At 72.3% G+C, this 18,080-nt stretch carries 17 protein-coding genes and 1 tRNA gene; 12 read left to right on the top strand and 6 right to left on the bottom strand.

Features of this window, described 5'->3' with window-relative positions:
- Positions 1–624 precede the first annotated feature (624 nt).
- From ACGFZ2_RS25310 to ACGFZ2_RS25300, 3 genes are all read left to right on the top strand, one after another.
- Positions 625–1,506, top strand: coding sequence for a helix-turn-helix transcriptional regulator (locus tag ACGFZ2_RS25310; RefSeq protein ID WP_350702337.1), 882 nt, complete (start codon positions 625–627; stop codon positions 1,504–1,506).
- The gene (locus ACGFZ2_RS25305; RefSeq protein WP_357700003.1) at positions 1,476–1,697 is read left to right on the top strand and encodes a DUF397 domain-containing protein; all 222 of its coding nucleotides are present in this window, start codon (positions 1,476–1,478) and stop codon (positions 1,695–1,697) included. Before ACGFZ2_RS25310 ends, ACGFZ2_RS25305 begins: the two co-directional genes overlap by 31 nt.
- A 196-nt stretch (positions 1,698–1,893) precedes the next feature.
- On the top strand, positions 1,894–2,298 hold the full coding sequence (locus tag ACGFZ2_RS25300) for a hypothetical protein (RefSeq protein ID WP_393259633.1): 405 nt from the start codon (positions 1,894–1,896) through the stop codon (positions 2,296–2,298).
- Here the strand turns inward: ACGFZ2_RS25300 and ACGFZ2_RS25295 are convergent.
- Positions 2,266–2,865 (bottom strand): hypothetical protein, encoded by a 600-nt coding sequence (locus tag ACGFZ2_RS25295; RefSeq protein ID WP_393457522.1) that lies wholly within the window; start codon positions 2,863–2,865, stop codon positions 2,266–2,268. The two genes, ACGFZ2_RS25300 and ACGFZ2_RS25295, sit on opposite strands and share 33 nt — an antisense overlap.
- Positions 2,866–3,079: 214 nt before the next feature.
- Here ACGFZ2_RS25295 and ACGFZ2_RS25290 point away from each other — a divergent pair, with 214 nt between their 5' ends.
- Entirely contained in the window at positions 3,080–4,939 is a 1,860-nt protein-coding gene (locus tag ACGFZ2_RS25290) for a S8 family serine peptidase (RefSeq protein ID WP_393457519.1), read from the top strand.
- A gap of 78 nt (positions 4,940–5,017) precedes the next feature.
- Here the strand turns inward: ACGFZ2_RS25290 and ACGFZ2_RS25285 are convergent, their stop codons facing one another.
- The 3 genes from ACGFZ2_RS25285 to ACGFZ2_RS25275 all read right to left on the bottom strand — a co-directional run bounded on the left by ACGFZ2_RS25285 (position 5,018) and on the right by ACGFZ2_RS25275 (position 7,087).
- A complete protein-coding gene (locus ACGFZ2_RS25285; RefSeq protein WP_393259638.1) occupies positions 5,018–5,824 on the bottom strand; it encodes a WecB/TagA/CpsF family glycosyltransferase in 807 nt (268 codons plus the stop codon).
- A complete protein-coding gene (locus ACGFZ2_RS25280; RefSeq protein ID WP_393457516.1) occupies positions 5,821–6,894 on the bottom strand; it encodes an NAD-dependent epimerase/dehydratase family protein in 1,074 nt (357 codons plus the stop codon). The genes ACGFZ2_RS25285 and ACGFZ2_RS25280 overlap by 4 nt, the downstream gene beginning before the upstream one ends.
- 110 nt (positions 6,895–7,004) lie before the next feature.
- Positions 7,005–7,087 (bottom strand) — tRNA-Leu (locus ACGFZ2_RS25275).
- A 226-nt stretch (positions 7,088–7,313) separates the two neighbouring features.
- Here ACGFZ2_RS25275 and ACGFZ2_RS25270 point away from each other — a divergent pair.
- From ACGFZ2_RS25270 to ACGFZ2_RS25235, 8 genes are all read left to right on the top strand, one after another.
- On the top strand, positions 7,314–8,102 hold the full coding sequence (locus tag ACGFZ2_RS25270; protein ID WP_091100240.1) for a DUF3662 and FHA domain-containing protein: 789 nt from the start codon (positions 7,314–7,316) through the stop codon (positions 8,100–8,102).
- A gap of 6 nt (positions 8,103–8,108) precedes the next feature.
- On the top strand, positions 8,109–8,594 hold the full coding sequence (locus tag ACGFZ2_RS25265) for an FHA domain-containing protein (protein WP_111134465.1): 486 nt from the start codon (positions 8,109–8,111) through the stop codon (positions 8,592–8,594).
- Positions 8,591–10,015 (top strand): PP2C family protein-serine/threonine phosphatase, encoded by a 1,425-nt coding sequence (locus ACGFZ2_RS25260; protein WP_393259642.1) that lies wholly within the window; start codon positions 8,591–8,593, stop codon positions 10,013–10,015. Before ACGFZ2_RS25265 ends, ACGFZ2_RS25260 begins: the two co-directional genes overlap by 4 nt.
- 84 nt (positions 10,016–10,099) lie before the next feature.
- The gene (locus ACGFZ2_RS25255; RefSeq protein WP_393260650.1) at positions 10,100–11,536 is read left to right on the top strand and encodes an FtsW/RodA/SpoVE family cell cycle protein; all 1,437 of its coding nucleotides are present in this window, start codon (positions 10,100–10,102) and stop codon (positions 11,534–11,536) included.
- A complete protein-coding gene (locus tag ACGFZ2_RS25250; protein WP_393457513.1) occupies positions 11,533–13,038 on the top strand; it encodes a peptidoglycan D,D-transpeptidase FtsI family protein in 1,506 nt (501 codons plus the stop codon). Before ACGFZ2_RS25255 ends, ACGFZ2_RS25250 begins: the two co-directional genes overlap by 4 nt.
- Before the next feature lies 1 nt (position 13,039).
- Entirely contained in the window at positions 13,040–14,443 is a 1,404-nt protein-coding gene (locus ACGFZ2_RS25245; protein WP_393457510.1) for a protein kinase, read from the top strand.
- Positions 14,440–16,233: a Stk1 family PASTA domain-containing Ser/Thr kinase gene (gene pknB / locus ACGFZ2_RS25240; protein WP_393457507.1), complete on the top strand. Its 1,794-nt coding sequence runs from the start codon at positions 14,440–14,442 to the stop codon at positions 16,231–16,233. The genes ACGFZ2_RS25245 and pknB overlap by 4 nt, the downstream gene beginning before the upstream one ends.
- 150 nt (positions 16,234–16,383) lie before the next feature.
- Complete coding sequence (locus ACGFZ2_RS25235) at positions 16,384–17,079, top strand: vancomycin high temperature exclusion protein (protein ID WP_393457504.1); 696 nt, start codon at positions 16,384–16,386, stop codon at positions 17,077–17,079.
- A gap of 58 nt (positions 17,080–17,137) precedes the next feature.
- Here ACGFZ2_RS25235 and ACGFZ2_RS25230 read toward each other — a convergent pair whose 3' ends face one another.
- Positions 17,138–17,788: an aminodeoxychorismate/anthranilate synthase component II gene (locus ACGFZ2_RS25230; protein WP_393457501.1), complete on the bottom strand. Its 651-nt coding sequence runs from the start codon at positions 17,786–17,788 to the stop codon at positions 17,138–17,140.
- 8 nt (positions 17,789–17,796) lie between these two features.
- The gene (locus ACGFZ2_RS25225) at positions 17,797–18,078 is read right to left on the bottom strand and encodes a hypothetical protein (RefSeq protein WP_350702311.1); all 282 of its coding nucleotides are present in this window, start codon (positions 18,076–18,078) and stop codon (positions 17,797–17,799) included.
- Between the last annotated feature and the right edge of the window lie 2 nt (positions 18,079–18,080).

Below are 18,080 nucleotides of genomic sequence, written 5' to 3'. Positions count from 1 at the left end.
CTGGGAAGGGTCGGCCGGCGGACGGGCCGGCGGGAGCGGGTCGGGGGACGTCTCGGTGGCCGGCCACGGGGGTCGTGCCTTCGTGGACCGGTGGTGCGGGCGGTGGTGGTCGGGCCGTACCCGCTGGTGGCGAACCGCCACCCGACCATCACCCGGCTGCACCGGGTACCGCTCCCGCCGCCACAGCCAACTGGCGTGCAGCGGCGGGGTCATCAACCCGGGGCAGGTCTGGTTGTCGAAGGCCGGGCGGCCCCACCGGCGCGCGTCCCGGAGCCCGTGGGTTCACCACGGCGGGGGAGCGGACGGAGACGGTGAGTAACCCGTGCCATACGCACAGAGTGCATCAGCGACGTGCTTCATGCAAGTTGCACGTCGACTTTTGCCGATACGCGAGCGGCGCGCGCAAGCGGCGCTTGTAGCCGTTCACGTATCGGCGGCACACTGGGGTCCGGTTTCGCCCGTCGCGGCCGGCCGATGACCGGCACCACCCCCTTGCCGCGAACGACGCCCGCCGTTCGACGGTCGCGCCCCCGGCGGGCGACGGCAGCGGCGCGCGCGACGCGGAGGTGGGCCGGTGAGGGCCGACAGCCGGTGGTCCCGACCAGCGGACGGGGTGGTGAGGGCGTGAGCGAGCGGCGCAGCCCGACCATCCGGCGCCGCCGCCTCGGCGCGGAACTGCGGCGGCAGCGGGAGGCGGCCGGGATCACCATCGAGGTCGTCGCCGAGCAGCTGGAGTGCTCGGCGTCGAAGATCTCGCGGATCGAGACCGGTCACACCACGGCGACGCCGCGCGACGTGCGGGACATGCTCCGGATCTACGGGGTGGTGGGCGCCGAGAGCGACGAGTTGGTGCAGATCGCCCGGGAGGCGCGGCAGAAGGGCTGGTGGCACCCGTACAGCACGGTGCTGGTCGGCGCGTACGTCGGCCTTGAGGCCGCGGCCAGCTCGATCCGCGCGTACGAGCAGCAGGTGGTGCCCGGCCTGCTGGAGACCGAGGCGTACGCGAGCGCGATGATCCGCGCCGCGCGGCCGGACTTCACCCCTGACCAGGTCGCACAACGTGTCCGTGTCCGGCTCGGCCGTCAGTCGTTGCTGACACAGGATGATCCGGTCGATCTGTGGGTGGTGCTCGATGAGGCGGTGGTGAGCCGTCCGGTGGGTGGGGACGCGGTCATGCGTGACCAGCTCAACCGGCTGGTCGAGGTGGCGGAACTGCCGAACGTGACGCTGCAGATCCTGCCGTTCGAGGTGGGGGCGCACGCCGGCATGGACGGGACCTTCACGATCCTCAGCTTCCCCGAGCCCGGTGATCCGGATGTCGTGTACGCGGAGAACGCCACGGGTGGGCTCTTCCTGGAGAAGAGCGACGAACTGCAGAAGTACAGCTTCATCTTCGATCACGTCCGAGCGGCGGCCATTCGTCCGGAGGAGTCCATCGCACACATCGCGAAACTGGCAGAGGAGCCGTTGTGGAAATGGCGACCAAGGGGTTCCCCGTGGACCTGACGCAGGCAGCGTGGTTCAAGAGCTCGAAGAGCGGGCCGAACTGTGACAACTGCGTGGAGGTGGCTTACGTGACGGGGGCGGTCGGCGTGCGGGACTCGAAGGACAAGACGGGTCCGGCCCTGGTCTTCGCCCCGGGCGACTGGCACGCCTTCGTCGCCGGCGCCAGGGGCGGCGGCTTCGGCCGGGACTGACGCGACCGGGAGGTGAGGCGGTGTCCCCGTCCGGCGGGCAGCCGGGCGGGGGCATCGCCGTGCCCGCGTCCGGTCCGGTCGCGAAGAAGCCCGGCCGTCCCGTCGCCACATCGGGCCCGTGTCGTTGTACCCCTCGATACGGCGCTGGTCGACAACCCGCCGCACGAATCGCAACCGAACGAGGCAGGCGAGACGGATGACGACGATCGGGTCAGACAACCTCACCAACGGGCCGGGCAAGCCGGAGCGCTTCGGGGGCAAGTACCGCGGGGCGCGCCGGGACACCGTCCTGACCGAGGTGGTGTCGACCGACACGGAGGTCGGTGGCCGGGAGGCCACGACGGCCGCATCGGAGCAGGCGGGGCCGCTCTCCCTGCCGTCGCTGGATCCGAACCCGTTGACCGAGCCGTCGTTCCCGCCGGGCGGCTGGTCGATGGAGCCGGCCGAGTCGCTGGCCGACCACCCGCTGCTCCGCGGGTTGCTGATGGAGTTGCCGCCGAAGGGCAGCGTCCCGCCGCCCGGGTGGCTCGACCGCTGGTTCGAGGCGACCCGGGCGATCCTGGAGCTGCTATACGTGCAGGGCCCCGGCCGCTCGCGGTGACGCCGGCCGGGGCGGCGCGGCCCGCTCGGCGAGGCGGCTGTGCCGCAGCGCGTGGCGTACGCCGATGGCGGTGACCGCCAGCACCCCGACGGTGATCGCCGGCCCGGTCGCCCCGGGCCCGAACAGCGGTTCCGGGGCGCTCGCCGCCGCCACCGCGGGCAGGATCGCCAGGCCCGTGACCTGCAACGGAAGCCCGACCAGCGGGTGCGCCGCAGCGGCCCGGAGGCCGTGCGGGGCCGGGGTCCCGGGTGCCGCGGCGAACGCCCCCGCGCCCGCCCGCAGCCGGCGCACCCGGCGCACGGTGCAGGCCGCGACGACGAGCGCGGGCGCGGCGGCGAGGGTGAGGCCGGCGGCGGCCCGGTCCGCCGGGGTCGCGCCGGCGCCGGAGAGCCCGGCAACCAGCACGGCGGCCGTCAGGCCCAGGCCGGCCAGGGTCAGGGCGAGCACCCATCCGGTACGCCGGCGCAGGGCGCGGGCGCTGTCCAGCCGGGGCATCCCGTCCGCCAGCCAGCCGGCGGCGAGCCAGACGGCGGCCAGCGGCGCCAGTACGGTGAGGTGACTCTCCATGACGGAGAGCATTGCCCGTTCCCGACGCGCGCGAATCCGGGGCCGGCCCCCGTTCCTCCCGTAACGGCGTCCCGTAGGGGGCATCCTCCCGGTGTTATAGGGAAGTCGACATGTTTGTATCCCGATGACACCGCTCTACCCTCAGCTCGATCGGCACTCATCGATTATCGCCACGGACGTCGATGATCGGGTGCCGGTCGGAGGGAGGTAGAAGATGGGTCTTCCACGCAGGTCCCTACTCGTCGGGGTGGCCACCATGGCCATGGTGGCCACCGCCACGCCCGCCATGGCCGCCGAGCCCGTCGGCACGATCCGGGCCGCGGGCGGTGCCACCGCCGTGGCCGACAGCTACATCGTCGTCTTCAAGGACACCGCGGTCGCCCGCGCCACCGTCGGTGACACCGCGCAACGGCTGGTCGGCCGGCACGGCGGCACGGTGGCCCGCACCTACGGCGCCGCGCTGCGCGGCTTCGAGGTCCGGGTCGGCGCCGGGGCTGCCGCCCGGATCGCCGCGGACCCCGCCGTGGCGTACGTCGAGCAGAACCACACCGTGTCGATCGCCGGCACCCAGACCAACCCGCCGTCCTGGGGCCTGGACCGGATCGACCAGCGGGCACTGCCGCTGGACAGTTCCTACACGTACCCGAACACGGCGAGCAACGTGCACGCCTACATCATCGACACCGGCATCCGGTTCAGCCACAGCGACTTCGGCGGCCGGGCCACCTCCGGCTACGACGCCGTCGACGGGGGCTCGGCCGACGACTGCAACGGCCACGGCACGCACGTCGCCGGCACCGTCGGCGGCTCGGCGTACGGTGTGGCGAAGGGCGTCCAGCTGGTCGGCGTCCGGGTGCTCAACTGCCAGGGCAGCGGCACGAACGCCGGTGTCATCGCCGGTGTCGACTGGGTGACCCAGAACGCGGTCAAGCCGGCCGTGGCCAACATGAGCCTCGGCGGCGGCGCGAACAGCACGCTCGACACCGCCGTGCGGAACTCCATCAACTCGGGCGTGAGCTACGGCCTGGCGGCCGGCAACGACTCGGGTGGGAACGCCTGTAACACCTCGCCCGCCCGGACCGCCGAGGGCATCACCGTCGGCTCGACGACCAACACGGACGCCCGGTCCTCGTTCTCCAACATCGGCACCTGCCTGGACATCTTCGCGCCCGGCTCGTCGATCACCTCGGCGTGGCACACCGGCGACTCCGCCACCAACACGATCAGCGGCACCTCGATGGCGACGCCGCACGTGGTCGGCGCGGCGGCCCTGGTGGCCAGCGCCAACCCGTCCTGGACGCCGCAGCAGGTCCGCGACTTCCTGGTGAACAACGCCACCAACAACGTGGTGGGCAACCCGGGCACCGGCTCGCCGAACAAGCTGCTCTACGTCGTCAACGACGACACCCCGCCGACCAACGACTTCTCCGTCTCGGTCTCGCCGACCTCCGGCTCGACCGCGCCGGGCGGCTCGGTGACCGCCACGGTGGCCACCGCCACCACCAACGGCTCGGCCCAGTCGGTGAGCCTCTCCGCGAGCGGGCTGCCGTCCGGGGCGACCGCCTCGTTCAGCCCGGCCACCGTCACCTCGGGCGGTTCCTCGACGCTCACCATCAGCACCTCGGCGAGCACGGCGCCCGGCACCTACACCGTGACGGTGACGGGCACGGCGGCCTCCGGCAGCAGGAGCGCCACCTACTCGCTGACCGTGACCGGCACCGGCGGCGGCTGCTCCGGCACCAACGGCACCGACGTCGCGATCCCGGACACCGGTGTCACGGTGAGCAGCTCGATCCCGATCTCCGGGTGCGCCCGCAACGCCTCGTCGGCCTCGACCGTCGCGGTGAACATCGTGCACACCTACCGCGGTGACCTCGTCGTCGACCTGGTCGCTCCGGACGGCTCGTCCTACCGGCTGAAGAACAGCAACATCTGGGACGGCGCGGCCAACATCAACACCACCTACACGGCGAACCTGTCGAGCGAGGCGGCGAACGGCACCTGGCAGCTGCGGGTGCGGGACGTCTACGCCGGCGACAGCGGCTACCTCAACACCTGGACCCTGACCCTCTAGGCGCAGTGCAAGGAAGGGCCCCTTCCTATCGCCTGGTGCATAGGAAGGGGCCCTTCCTAACGTCTGCCGGTTCTCTGGTCAGACGGCGAAGGTGGACGGCCGGTCGGCGGCCGGGGGCGGCGGGACCGCCTTCCACAGGCCGGTCTTCTGCCCGGCGAGCCGGGCCAGGTAGGCCGGGTTGAGGATCACGTACCGGCGCCACAGCCGCTTCGGCTCCAGGCCGAGGCGCCAGAACCACTCCAGGCCGGCCCGCTGCATCCACGGCGGTGGCTGGCGCAGCAGCCCGGCGTGGTAGTCGAAGGCCGCCCCGACCGCCATCAGCGGCATGTCCAGCAGCGGCCGCATGGCGTACGCGAAGACCTCCTGGCGCGGGCAGCCCAGCCCGACCAGGACGAGCCGGGCCCCGCTGGCCTTGATCCGGTCGGCGATCTCGACGTCCTCACCCGGCTGCACCGCCCGGAACTTGGACGGCTCCACACCGGCGATCTTGAGTGCCGGGAACATCCGCTCGAGCGCCGGGATCAGCTTCGCCAGGGTCTCCTCCGTCGAGCCGTAGAGGTAGACCGGCAGGCCTTCGTCGGCGAACCGGGACAGCACGTGCAGGGTCAGCGTGGGCCCGTAGACCCGGTCGGTGAGCCCGGCGCCGTGCAGGAGGTTGAGCGCCCAGCGCACCGGCTGGCCGTCGGGGGTGACCACGTCGAAGGAGTTCAGCCGGGCGTTGTGCGCCGGATCCAGCACCCCGGTCATCACCCCGTGCACGGCCAGCGCCGTCAGTGCCAGCGGGCGGCGCTCCTGCGCGGCCGCCACCACCTGCTCGGTCGCCGCGGCGTAGTCGGTGGCGTCGACCAGGACGCCGAGGACGTTCCGCTTGCCCCTGGCGGTCATGCTGCCGGCACCCACTTGTCCACGTTGGCCTCGTAGATCTCGCGCATGATCATGGGAACGTCGTAGACCTGCTTCCATTCCGGGTAGTCGGCCTGGAATGCCTCGTTCGAGCCGATCCACCACTTGTGGTCGCCGATCCGGTTGGCCTCGACGTACTCGGTGACCATCTCCCGGCCGGTGATCTGCTCGGCCAGCGCGAACGCCTCACGGTTGGAGGTGTTGGAGTGCCGGCCGCCGCCGAGGTTGTAGACCGCCGCGGAACGCGGGTTGCGGAAGAACGCCTCGAACGCGGAGACCACGTCCGAGCTGTGGATCGCGTCCCGCACCTGCTTGCCCTGGTAGCCGAAGATCTTGTACGTCCGGCGCTCCATGTTGGCGCGCATCACGTACCCGAGGAAGCCGTGCAGCTCGGTGGCCGAGTGCGCCGGCCCGGTCAGCGTCCCGCCCCGGAAGCAGGCCGTCCGCATGTCGAAGTAGCGGCCGTACTCCTGCACCATGACGTCGGCCGCGACCTTCGAGGCGCCGAAGATCGAGTGCAGGCAGCCGTCGATGGACATGTCCTCGCGGATGCCCTGCTCGTACGGGTGGCCCGGCTCGATCTCCCACCGGGTCTCCAGCTCGACCAGGGGCAGGCTGTTCGGCCGGTCGCCGTAGACCTTGTTGGTGGAGCAGTGGATCACCGGCGCCCCGATGCAGTGCTCGCGCACGTTCTGCAGGACGTTGAGCGTGCCGGCGGCGTTGACGTCGAAGTCGGTGAACGGGTCGCGCACGGCCCAGTCGTGCGACGGCTGGGCGGCGGTGTGGATCACCACGGCGACGGCGCCCGCGTACCGCTTGAAGAGCTTGCCCAGCGCGGCCCGGTCCCGGATGTCGATGCTGTGGTGCGAGTACGCGCTCCCCAGCTCGTCGGTCAGGCGCCGCACGTTCCAGGCGGTCGAAGCCTCCTCGCCGAAGAACTCCTGCCGCATGTCGTTGTCGATGCCGACGACGTCGAGACCGAGGCCGGCGAAGTGCCGGACCGCCTCGGAGCCGATCAGCCCGCCCGACCCGGTCACGAATGCGACACTCACACGCCACTCCTGGTCCTCGGAGGCAGAATCCATCGGAGCATAGCGTGACGTACGGCACGCCCCGATACGCCGCGAGGGCCCCGCATCGCTGCGGAGCCCTCGCGTATCGGTGGGGAAGGGGGGAGTTGAACCCCCACGCCCTTTCGGGCACACGGACCTGAACCGTGCGCGTCTGCCATTCCGCCACTTCCCCGTGGCCTGACCTCGAACACTGTAGTCTGTGCCGGTCCTGCTGTCTCCAGCGGGCCCCGGACATCCTGCGTTGTCCGTGATCATTGCGTCGATCGGTTACCGTCCGTCGAGGCGGTACCGTTCTCGGCGGACGAAAGACTAGCACGACGACAACGGCCCCATCGAACGGGCCGCCGCCAGCCGGCCGAGCGGCGTGTGAGCTGCGGGCGCTCCGGCCGGATACCATCATGTCCTCGGGACCCGAGGAGGAGCCGGTGAGCGTGCTGCAACGCTTCGAGAAGCGTCTGGAAGGCCTGGTCGAGGGAGCCTTCGCCAAGGTCTTCAAAGGGGTGGTCCACCCCGTGGAGATCCTCAACGCCATGCAGCGGGAGGCCGAGGCGCACAAGGCGATCCTGGCCGGTGGGCGCACGTTGGTGCCCAACCGCTACGTGATCGATCTCTCGCCCTACGACCACAGTCGGCTGGCGCCGTACGCTGCCGCGCTGGCCCAGGAGCTGGCCCAGTCGCAGGCGGAGTTCATCGGCGAGCAGGCCTGGACGGTCTACGGCGACGTGATCGTCGAGATCGAACGCGGCGAGGGGCTGGACACGGGCATGTTCCGGGTCACCGCCGAGGTCTACACCGGCGGTGAGGTCGCCCCGGTCTCCGCGCCCGGCTACGACGCCGGCCCGCCCGCCTACCCGGCGTACGACCAGGGCGGCGGCTACGGCCCCCCGCCCGGCCACGGCGGCAGCCGCAACGTGCGGCTGGTCTCCGGCGACGGGCGCACCTATCCCCTCCAGATGGGCTCGACCGTGATCGGCCGCGGCGACCAGGCCAACCTGCGCCTGCCCGACGTCGGCATCTCGCGGCGACACGCCCGGCTGGACTTCGACGGCGGCCAGGTCGTGCTGACCGACCTGGGGTCGACCAACGGCACGATGGTCAACGGCCAGCGGGTCTCCGCCGTCGCGCTCAACCCCGGCGACATGATCCAGCTCGGCACCACGACGCTGACCTTCCGCGTGGACGGCTGATCCGCCTTGCCGGAACTCGTCATCACCGTCGCCCGGTTCGGGTTCCTCATCCTGCTGTGGATCTTCGTGTTCACCGTGGTCGGCGTGATCCGCCGGGACCTGTTCGCGGGGGCCCGGTCGGGCCGGCTGGTGGCCGCCCCGCGGGCGGTCGGGGCCTCGCTCGGGCAGGCGGCGAAACCGGCGAAGGCGAAGCGGGGCAGGGCGGCGCACCAGCTCGTGGTCACCGCCGGTCAACTGGCGGGGACGCGGATCACCCTCGGCGAAGCGCAGATCACCATCGGTCGGGCCGAGGACTCCACCCTCGTCATCACCGACGACTACGCCTCGGCACGGCACGCCCGGCTGGTGCCGCGCGACGGGCAGTGGTTCGTCGAGGACCTCGGCTCGACTAACGGCACCTACCTGGATCGCGCTAAGGTCACCGGACCAACCCCCGTCCCCCTCGGCGTGCCGATCCGGATCGGCCGCACTTCTCTCGAATTACGGCCATGACTCTGACCCTGCGCTATGCGGCCCACAGCGACCGCGGTCTGATCCGAGACGGTAACCAGGATTCCGTCTACGCCGGACCGCGGCTACTCGCCGTCGCCGACGGCATGGGCGGCATGGCCGCCGGTGACGTCGCCAGCAACATCGTCATCGGTGCCATGGCGCCGCTCGACGAGGACGTCCCGGGTGACGCCCTCGTCGACGCGCTGCGTTCGGCCGTGGGCACCGCCAACCAGCAGCTCCGCGACACCGTGGACGCCAACCCCCAGCTGGAGGGGATGGGCACCACGCTCACCGCCACCCTCTTCTCCGGCAGCAAGCTGGGCATGGTCCACATCGGCGACTCGCGGGCCTACCTCCTGCGCAACGGCGAGTTCGCGCAGATCACCAAGGACGACACGTACGTCCAGATGCTCGTCGACGAGGGCCGGATCAGCGCCGAGGAGGCGAGCAGCCACCCGCAGCGGTCGCTGCTCACCAGGGCGCTGGACGGCCGCGACATCGACCCGGAATACAGCGTCCGCCAGGTGCTGCCGGGTGACCGCTACCTGATCTGCAGCGACGGCCTCTCGGGCGTGGTCAGCGCCGACACGATCGCCGACACGATGCGCGAGTACGCCGACCCCCAGCAGTGTGTGGAGCGGTTGGTGCAGCTCGCCCTGCGCGGCGGCGGGCCGGACAACATCACGGTGATCATCGCGGACGCCACCGACCAGGACATCGTCGAGGCGAGCCCGATCGTCGGCGGCGCCGCCGCCCGCGACCGGGGCATGGCGACCTCCGCCGACGTCTCCACCCCCGCCGCCCGCGCGTCGGCGCTCAACGCCCCGCGGCCCCCCGCTCCCGAGGAGCCCGCCGGCGACGACGACGAGCCGGACCGCCCGAAGCGCCGCCCGGTGCGCGCCGCCGCGGCGACGCTGGCGCTGCTGGTGCTCCTCGGCGGGGCCGTCTTCGGCGGCTGGAGCTACACCCAGCGGCAGTACTACGTCGGGGCGACGGAGGAGGGCCAGGTCGCGGTGTTCCGGGGCATCCAGGGCGAGATCGCCGGGATGGACCTCTCCACCGTGCACTCCACCAGCCCCGCCGACCTGGACGACCTGACCCTGGCCGCCCAGGAGCAGGTGAAGCAGGGCATTCCGGCCAAGAGCGAGCCGGACGCCGAGCGTCGGCTGGCCGAGCTGACCAGCGACAGCCCGACCAACCCGAACCTGAAGCCGATCTGCCCGCCCAGCCCGAGCGCGGTGGCCATCACCACTCCGACGCCGACCGCCGGTGCGGCGACGCCGACGCCGACGGCCAGCACGAGCCCGGCGGCCGGCAGCCGTTCGGCGACGCCGGCCGCGCCGACCACCACGCCCGAAGCCACGCCCTCCGACGCCGTCTCGCCGACGCTCGACCCGGCCGCCTGCCGGTCGCCGGAGTGAGCGTCGGCTCGAATCGGAGGACGATCCGTGACCGCAGCGGCCATCCCGGCACCCTCGCCCGCCACCACGGGCGAGCAGCCCGGCGTGCGCCTGGCCCGGTCCCGGCGTAACGCGGAGCTCTCGCTCCTGCTGCTGGCCATGGTGCTGGTGGCCGCGTACGGGGCGATGGTCGAGGCGAACGTGCTCGACACGGTCACCGCCGACTTCTGGCTGCCGGCCGCCGCGCTCACCGCGGTCTTCCTCGGCCTGCACCTGGTGATCCGGTTCCTGGCGCCCTTCGCCGACCCGGCCCTGCTGCCGGCCGTCGCCCTGCTCAACGGCATCGGGGTGGGCTTCCTGCGCCGGCTCGACCTGGGCAGCGCCGCCCCCGCCGAGCGGGCGGACCTGGCCGTCTTCGCTGGCAACGGTGGCCGGCAACTGGCCTGGACGCTCCTCTCGGTGATCCTCGCGGCGGGGCTGCTCGTCGTGATGCGCGACCACCGCTCGATCTCCCGCTACGCGTACACCCTGGGGCTGGCCGGCATCGTGCTGGTGATGATCCCGGCGGTGCTGCCGAGCCGGTTCTCCGAGATCAACGGCGCGAAGCTGTGGATCAAGTTCGGCGACAGCTTCTCGATCCAGCCCGGTGAGTTCGCCAAGCTGGCGCTGCTGGTCTTCTTCGCCTACTACCTCGTGCGCAAGCGCGAGGTGCTGTCGCTGGCGAGCCGCCGCTTCCTCGGCATCGACTTCCCGCGCGGGCGCGACCTCGGCCCGGTGGTCGCGGTCTGGCTGGTCAGCGTCCTGGTCCTCGTCTTCGAGAAGGACCTGGGCACCTCGCTGCTCTACTTCGGCATGTTCGTGGTGACGCTCTACATCGCCACCGAGCGGGTCAGCTGGCTGCTCATCGGCCTGGTGCTCTTCTTCGGCGGCGCCTATCTGGCGTACGTCCTCGGCGACCTCGTCGGCGGGCCGTTCGCGAACTTCTACCTGCGGGCGCAGATCTGGCTGGACCCGTTCGCCGATCCCTACGAGGACGGCTACCAACTGGTGCAGGGCCTGCTCGCGCTCGGCACCGGCGGCATGTTCGGCGCCGGGCCGGGCGGCGGTCAGCCGGGCAAACTGCCCGAGGTGCAGAACGACTTCATCTTCGCCGGCATCGGCGAGGAGATCGGGCTGTTCGGCCTCTCCGCGCTGCTCGTCGTCTATCTGCTGATCGTCGAGCGGGGGCTGCGGGCGGCGCTGGCGGTCCGCGACTCGTTCGGCAAGCTGCTGGCCGGCGGCCTGGCGTTCACCCTCGGGCTCCAGGTCTTCGTGATCGTCGGCGGGATCAGCAAGCTCATCCCGCTGACCGGCCAGACCACCCCGTTCCTCTCCGCCGGCGGCTCGTCGCTGATGGCCAACTGGCTGCTCATCGCGGTGTTGCTCCGGATCTCCGACGGGGCCCGCCGGCCGGTCGGCGGCGGGGGCGGCAAGGCGGCCCGACCGTCCGGCGGCCCGCCGGAGCAGCTGCACGGTGCCCCCACGGAGGTGATCAGGCCGTGAACGCACCCCTGCGCCGCGTGGGCGTCGTCGTGATGGTCCTCTTCGGGTTGCTCTTCGCCAACCTGAACTGGATCCAGGCCTACAAGGCCGACGAATACCGCACCAGCGACTACAACGGCCGGGTCCAGGTCGCCGAGTACGAGCGCAAGCGCGGCAACATCGAGGCGGGCGGCACGGCCCTCGCCACCAGCAAGGAGACCAGCGGCGAGCTGAAGTACCAGCGCACCTACCCGGGCGGCGCCAAGTACGCGCACGTGCTCGGCTACAAGCCGGTCAACCTCGCCGACACCGGCATCGAGAAGTTCGAGAACGACTTCCTGGCCGGCACCAGCGACCAGCTCTTCATCGACCGGTTCAAGGACATGTTCACCGGCGACAAGACCGGCGGCGGCAACGTGCTGCTCACCCTCTCCAAGCGCGCCCAGGACGTCGCGTACGAGCAGTTGCGCAACAACCGCAACGACGTCCCGAGGGGCGCGGCGATCGCCATCGACCCGCGTACCGGGGCGGTGCAGGCGCTGGTCTCCATGCCCAGCTTCGACCCGAACCCGCTGACCGGTCACAACACCAACGAGGCGACGGCCGCGTACAACGCGCTGGAGCAGAACCCGAACGGCCCGTTGAAGAACCGGGCCATCGGCGAGGTGCTGCCACCGGGCTCCACCTTCAAGATCGTGGTGGCCGCCGCGGCGCTGGAGAACGGCATCGGGCAGGACACCAGGATCCCGGCCGGGTCCAGCTACACCCCGCCGACCTCGGGCACGCCGATCCGCAACGCGGCGGCGTCGATCTGCCCGGAGGACGAGGTCACCCTGATGAACGCGGTCACCGAGTCGTGCAACACGGGCTTCGCGCAGCTCGGCGTCCGGCTCGGCGCGGACAAGATCAAAGAGAAGGCCCGGCAGTTCGGCTTCGAGCAGGAGGACCTCACCGTCGGCCAGCTCGGGGAGGGCGGCCAACCGGTGGCGGCCAGCCGCACCGGCAGCATGGAGAACGCCGACGGCGGCGACGACCCCGCCGCGCTCGCCCAGTCCTCCATCGGCCAGCGCGACGTCCGGATGACCCCGCTGCAGGGCGCCCTGATCGCCGCCTCGGTCGCGAACGGCGGCAGCCAGATGCGCCCGTACCTTGTCCGCCAGCTCCTCGGCCCGGACCGCACCACCAGCTACTACACCGCCAATCCCCGGGAGCTGCGCCAGCCGGTCAGCGGCCAGGTCGCTGGCGACCTGCGGGAGATGATGGTCAGCGTCGTCGAGAACGGCACCGGCGAGAGCGCGCGGATCAGCGGCTACACCGTCGGCGGCAAGACCGGCACCGCGCAGTCCGCGCCCGACCGGCCGGACCACGGCTGGTTCATCGGCTTCGCGCTCGACAAGAACGGGAACCCGGTCTCGGCGGTCTGCGTCATGCTGGAGCAGGCCGGCCCGGGCGGCAGCGCCGAGGCGGCCCGGATCGCCGGGCAGATCATGCGCGCCGCCATCGCCGATCCCGGAGGCCGCTGACATGCTCAGCCCCGGGGTGCAGCTCGGCAACCGCTACCGCCTCGACGAGCGGATCGCCAGCGGTGGCATGGGCGACGTCTGGCGCGGCACCGACCAGGTGCTCGGCCGGACGGTCGCGGTCAAGAGCCTGCTCCCCGCGCTGCTCGACGACCCCGACTTCGCCGAGCGGTTCCGCGGCGAGGCCCGCACCATGGCGACGATCAACCACCCCGGCGTGGTCGACGTCTACGACTTCGGCAACGACCAGCAGATCGCCTTCCTGGTCATGGAGTACGTCGAGGGCGACGCGCTGTCGGCCACCCTGGCCCGGGTGGGCCGGCTCACCCCGGCCCGCACGATGGCGCTGGTCGCCCAGGCGGCCGACGCACTGCACGCGGCGCACGTGAAGGGCATCGTGCACCGGGACGTGAAGCCGGGCAATCTGCTGGTCCGGCCCAACGGCACCCTGGTGCTCACCGACTTCGGCATCGCCCGGTCGGACCTGGTCGCCCAGCTCACCGCGGCCGGCTCGGTGCTCGGCACCGCCTCGTACATCTCCCCCGAGCAGGCCACCGGCGGCGTCGCCACGTCCGCGTCCGACGTCTACGCGCTCGGCGTGGTCGCGTACCAGTGCCTGGCCGGCCGGCGGCCGTTCGAGGGCGACAATCCCCTCGAGATCGCCATGCGGCACGTCCGGGAGGCCCCCCGCCCGCTGCCCGCCGACATCCCGCCGCAGGTCCGGGCCGTGGTGGAGCGGGCCCTGGCGAAGGACCCGGCGGCCCGCTGGCCCAGCGCCGCCGCGCTGGCCGGGGTGGCCCGGCAGTTGAAGGCCCAGCTCTCCCAGCAGGCCCGCGCCGGTGGCCGGCCGATCTCCGCGGCCCCGGCGTCGCCCGCCGCCCCGCCCGGCCGCGCCCAGGTGCCGGCACCGGCGGCGCACCCGCGGGTCGCCCCGCACCGGCCGCCGACCGCCGCCCCGCAGCCGCAGCGCCCGCCCGTGGCGGCACCCCGCCCGGCCGTCGTGCCGCACCGCCCCACGACCGTCGCGCCCGCCGCGTCGGTGCCCCGCCCACCCGTGGCCCCGCCCGGCTACCCGCGCGGCGCGGCGACCGTGCCGCCGGCCCGCCCGATGGCGTACGCGGGGCAGGCCGCCCCGCTGGCACCCCAGCCCGGCGGGCGACGGTCCCGGCCCGGGATGGTGTTACTCGCCATCCTCCTGGCCGTACTGGTCCTCGTCTGCTCCGGCGTGATTTCCTACACGTTGCGGGAGAAGTCGCAGCAGTCCGGCGCGGTCACCCCGCAGACGGTGACGTTCGGCGTGCTGCGGCCCGACGGACGCGACGATCCGGCCCGGACGTCGTACCGTCGACAGGAACTGCCCCGGCCGGGCGGCGACGAGACGACGAGCGAAGGACGACAGACGCGATGACAGCGCAGGCCCGCCTGCTCGGTGGCAGGTACCAGGTCGGCGAGCTGCTCGGCTACGGCGGCATGGCCGAGGTGCACCGCGGTCGCGATCTCCGGCTCGGTCGGGACGTCGCGATCAAGATGCTCCGGACCGACCTCGCCCGGGACGCCACCTTCCAGATGCGGTTCCGCCGCGAGGCGCAGAACGCGGCGTCCCTCAACCACCCGGCGATCGTGGCCGTCTACGACACCGGCGAGGAGACCGCGCCGACCGGCGAGACGCTGCCGTTCATCGTGATGGAGTTCGTCAACGGGCGGACCCTCAAGGAGGTCCTCGGCGTCGAGGGGCGGCTCCAGCCGCGCCGGGCGCTGGAGATCTGCGCCGACATGTGCGCGGCGCTGGAGTTCAGCCACCGGCACGGCATCATCCACCGGGACATCAAGCCCGGCAACGTGATGCTCACCCAGACCGGCCAGGTCAAGGTGATGGACTTTGGCATCGCGCGGGCGCTGGCCAGCGGCGCCACCACGATGACCCAGACCAGCGCGGTGATCGGCACCGCACAGTACCTGTCGCCCGAGCAGGCGCGGGGCGAGGCGGTCGACGCCCGGTCCGACGTCTACGCCGCCGGCTGCGTGCTCTTCGAACTGGTCTGCGGGCACCCGCCGTTCGTCGGCGACAGCCCGGTCAGCGTGGCCTACCAGCACGTGCGGGAGGCCCCGCCGACGCCGAGCGACATCAACCCGGACGTCAACCCGGCCGTCGACGCGATCGTGCTCAAGGCGCTGTCGAAGAACCCGCTCAACCGCTACCAGAGCGCCGGCGAGATGCGGGCCGACCTGCTCCGCGCCGCCGCCGGCCGCCCGGTGCTGGCCACCCCCGTGCTGCCGCAGGACGAGACGACGCGGGTCGTCCCGGCCGGTGCCGGCTACCCGGCCGCGCCCGGCGCACCGCAGACCCGGCAGATCCCGGCCCGGGTCGGCGACCCCCGCCGGCGTAGGGCGTCGTCCTGGCTCATCGCGACCTTCGCCGCGGTCGGCGTGCTCGCGGTGATCGCCCTCGTCGCCGCCCTGCTGAACCAGGGCGACGACAAGGTCACCGTTCCCACCGTGACCGGCCTGACGCAGCAGGAGGCGTTCACCCGGATCCAGCAGGCCAACCTGGTGCCCAGGGAGGGCGAGCAGCACTTCGACGCCAACTGCAAGAAGGGCCAGGTGGTCAACCAGACGCCGGCCGCCAACTCGGCCCTGGAACCCAACCAGGAAGTCGTCGTACAGGTCTGCGGCGGCCCCGCCACGAAGGCCATCCCGCCCGCCCTCGTCGGCTCCACCTTCGAGAACGTGGAGGAGCGGCTGAAGAACGAGGGCTTCAAGGTCAAGAAGGAAGAGAAGGACAGCGCGCAGCCGGAGGGCATCGTCCTGGAGGTGTCGCCGACCTCGGGCACGCGGGTGGCGGAGGGAACCACGGTCACCGTCACCGTCTCCAAGGGCAACGTCGGCCGAGTGCCGAACGTGGTCGGCTCCACCGAGAAGGATGCCAAGGACGAGCTGAAGGCCGCCGGCTACGACGTCGACGTCGAGCAGGGCCGGGAGGTGCCGGCGGCCGAGGCCGGGCGCGTCCTCTCGCAGGACCCACAACCCGGGCGCAACCTCGCGAAGGGCAAGACGGTGACGATCGTGGTCAGCGTGCCGCAGGCCGAGCCGACGCCGTCCGACACGCCGAGCCCCACGCCCAGCGGCACACCCTCCGGCGGTGGCGGCGGCTTCCCGCTGTTCCCGACCACCCCACCGGCCCGGCTCTCCGAGCAGTGACCTCCGGCGGGCGACGCCCCGCCGGGATCCGTAGGCCGGGCGTTTGCCGGCCAGGTCCGTCGGCCGGGCGGATGCTCGCCCGGTTCGGGCGGTGCTGTGCACAGAGAGGACGAACGGGGTGGATGCGAGGGTTGCCGCCGGGCGTCACTCGTGAGAGGGGCGACGGGCCCGGCGGGTCGGGCGAACCGGTGGCGGCGACGCCTGACCCGCGCGGCGGTTCTCGCTCTGGCCGCGCTGCTGCTCGCCAGTCTTCCCTGGCTGTGGACCACCGTCGCCGCCCGCGGCCACGTGTACGACGAGGCCGGGGCGCCGGCCGCCGACGTCGTGATCGTCCTGGGCACCGCGGTGGCGGCGGATCGACGCCAACCGGGCGACCGGCTCACCGGCCGCCTCGAAACCGCCGCCGAGCTGGTGCACAGCGGGCGGGCGCGGGTGATCCTCGTGTCGGGCGACGGGGGTGGCACCTCCGGTGACGAGCCGGCGGTGATGACCTCCTACCTGACCGAGCGGCTGGGTGTCGATCCGCGTCGCGTCGTGGCCGACCCGTTCGGCCTGGACACGTACGACAGCTGTGCCCGGGCGCGCGACGTGTACGGGATCGAGCGGGCCCTGGTCGTGACCCAGTCCTACCACCTGTCCCGGGCGGTCACGCTGTGCCGACACCTCGGCCTCGACGCCGACGGAGTGACCGCTCGCTGTCCCGGCTGCGGGCCCGCCCTGCTCGTGGGGAAAGCGGTCCGGGACTACTTCGCCAGCGGCAAGGCGGCATGGGACGCGGTGCGACGCAGGCCGCCCGCGGTCCGCTCACCGACCGACCCGGCGGTGCAGGACGCGCTGAAGGGCTGACCACGCCTTTCGCGGGTTCCGTCGAGGGTCGGGGGCTCGGCGTGGGCAGTCCTGCCGCTCAGCCGGCGGCGAAGGCGGCGCGGCGGCGCGCGTCCACCTCGGCGGCCAGCTCCGGGGCCCGCTCCAGCGCCTCGGGGTGACCGCAGGCGGCGAGCCAGTTCGCCAACATGAGGTGCCCGCCCTCGGTGAGTACGGACTCGGGGTGGAACTGGACGCCCTCGATCGGCAGCGTCCGGTGGCGCATCGCCATCACCACCCCGGAGCCGGTCCAGCCGGTGACCTCCAGCTCCTCGGGCAGCGTCTCGGGCAGCACCGCGAGCGAGTGGTAGCGGGTGGCGGTGAACGGGTCCGGCAGACCGGCGAGCACTCCGACGCCCTGGTGGCGGACCTCGGAGGTCTTGCCGTGCAGCAGCTCGGGGGCGCGGGTCACCGTGGCGCCGAATGCCTCGCCGATCGCCTGGTGCCCCAGGCAGACGCCGAAGATCGGCAGCTCGCCCGCGTACCGGCGGATGACGTCGAGGCAGATGCCGGCCCGGTCGGGGCTGCCCGGACCGGGCGACAACAGGACGCCTGCCGCGCCGGCCCTGCCCACCTCGGCGACCTCGATCTCGTCGTTGCGCCGGACCTCGCAGTCCACGCCGAGCTGGCCAAGATACTGCACGATGTTGAACACGAACGAGTCGTAGTTGTCGATCACCAGGACACGCATCAGGGGGCTCACTCGTCCGGGGAGGGGGGCGGGGTGTTGTTCCGTTCGGTGTCGTACGGCAGGTCGTGCCCGTCGCCGGGCGTCGCCTCCCCGTCGCCGGGCACCACGCCGACGTCGCCGGGTTCGCCGGACTCCTGCGTGACCTGCACGTCGTCGAAGGGCAGCAGGGGCTCGGCCCAGGGGAAGACCACGTACCAGAGCAGGGCCACCATCGCGCTGGCGATCAGCAGGCTGCCGACGAGCTTGCCGGGCAGACCGAAGGGGAGCTTGCGCCAGATCCAGCCGTACACCG

This window comes from Micromonospora sp. NPDC048063, from assembly GCF_043202855.1.
GTDB lineage: Bacteria > Actinomycetota > Actinomycetes > Mycobacteriales > Micromonosporaceae > Micromonospora.
Note: the sequence above shows the minus strand (reverse complement) of the source record. Positions and strands in the feature narration are given on the sequence as shown.

Bases quoted from the DNA above. Each gene is read 5' to 3' on its own strand.
- ACGFZ2_RS25290 (WP_393457519.1), top strand. From the start codon at position 3,080: ATGGGTCTTCCACGCAGGTCCCTACTCGTCGGGGTGGCCACCATGGCC.
- ACGFZ2_RS25285 (WP_393259638.1), bottom strand. From the start codon at position 5,824: ATGACCGCCAGGGGCAAGCGGAACGTCCTCGGCGTCCTGGTCGACGCC.
- ACGFZ2_RS25260 (WP_393259642.1), top strand. From the start codon at position 8,591: ATGACTCTGACCCTGCGCTATGCGGCCCACAGCGACCGCGGTCTGATC.
- ACGFZ2_RS25295 (WP_393457522.1), bottom strand. From the start codon at position 2,865: ATGGAGAGTCACCTCACCGTACTGGCGCCGCTGGCCGCCGTCTGGCTC.
- ACGFZ2_RS25230 (WP_393457501.1), bottom strand. From the start codon at position 17,788: ATGCGTGTCCTGGTGATCGACAACTACGACTCGTTCGTGTTCAACATC.
- ACGFZ2_RS25270 (WP_091100240.1), top strand. From the start codon at position 7,314: ATGTCCTCGGGACCCGAGGAGGAGCCGGTGAGCGTGCTGCAACGCTTC.
- ACGFZ2_RS25300 (WP_393259633.1), top strand. From the start codon at position 1,894: ATGACGACGATCGGGTCAGACAACCTCACCAACGGGCCGGGCAAGCCG.
- ACGFZ2_RS25305 (WP_357700003.1), top strand. From the start codon at position 1,476: ATGGCGACCAAGGGGTTCCCCGTGGACCTGACGCAGGCAGCGTGGTTC.
- ACGFZ2_RS25245 (WP_393457510.1), top strand. From the start codon at position 13,040: ATGCTCAGCCCCGGGGTGCAGCTCGGCAACCGCTACCGCCTCGACGAG.
- pknB (WP_393457507.1), top strand. From the start codon at position 14,440: ATGACAGCGCAGGCCCGCCTGCTCGGTGGCAGGTACCAGGTCGGCGAG.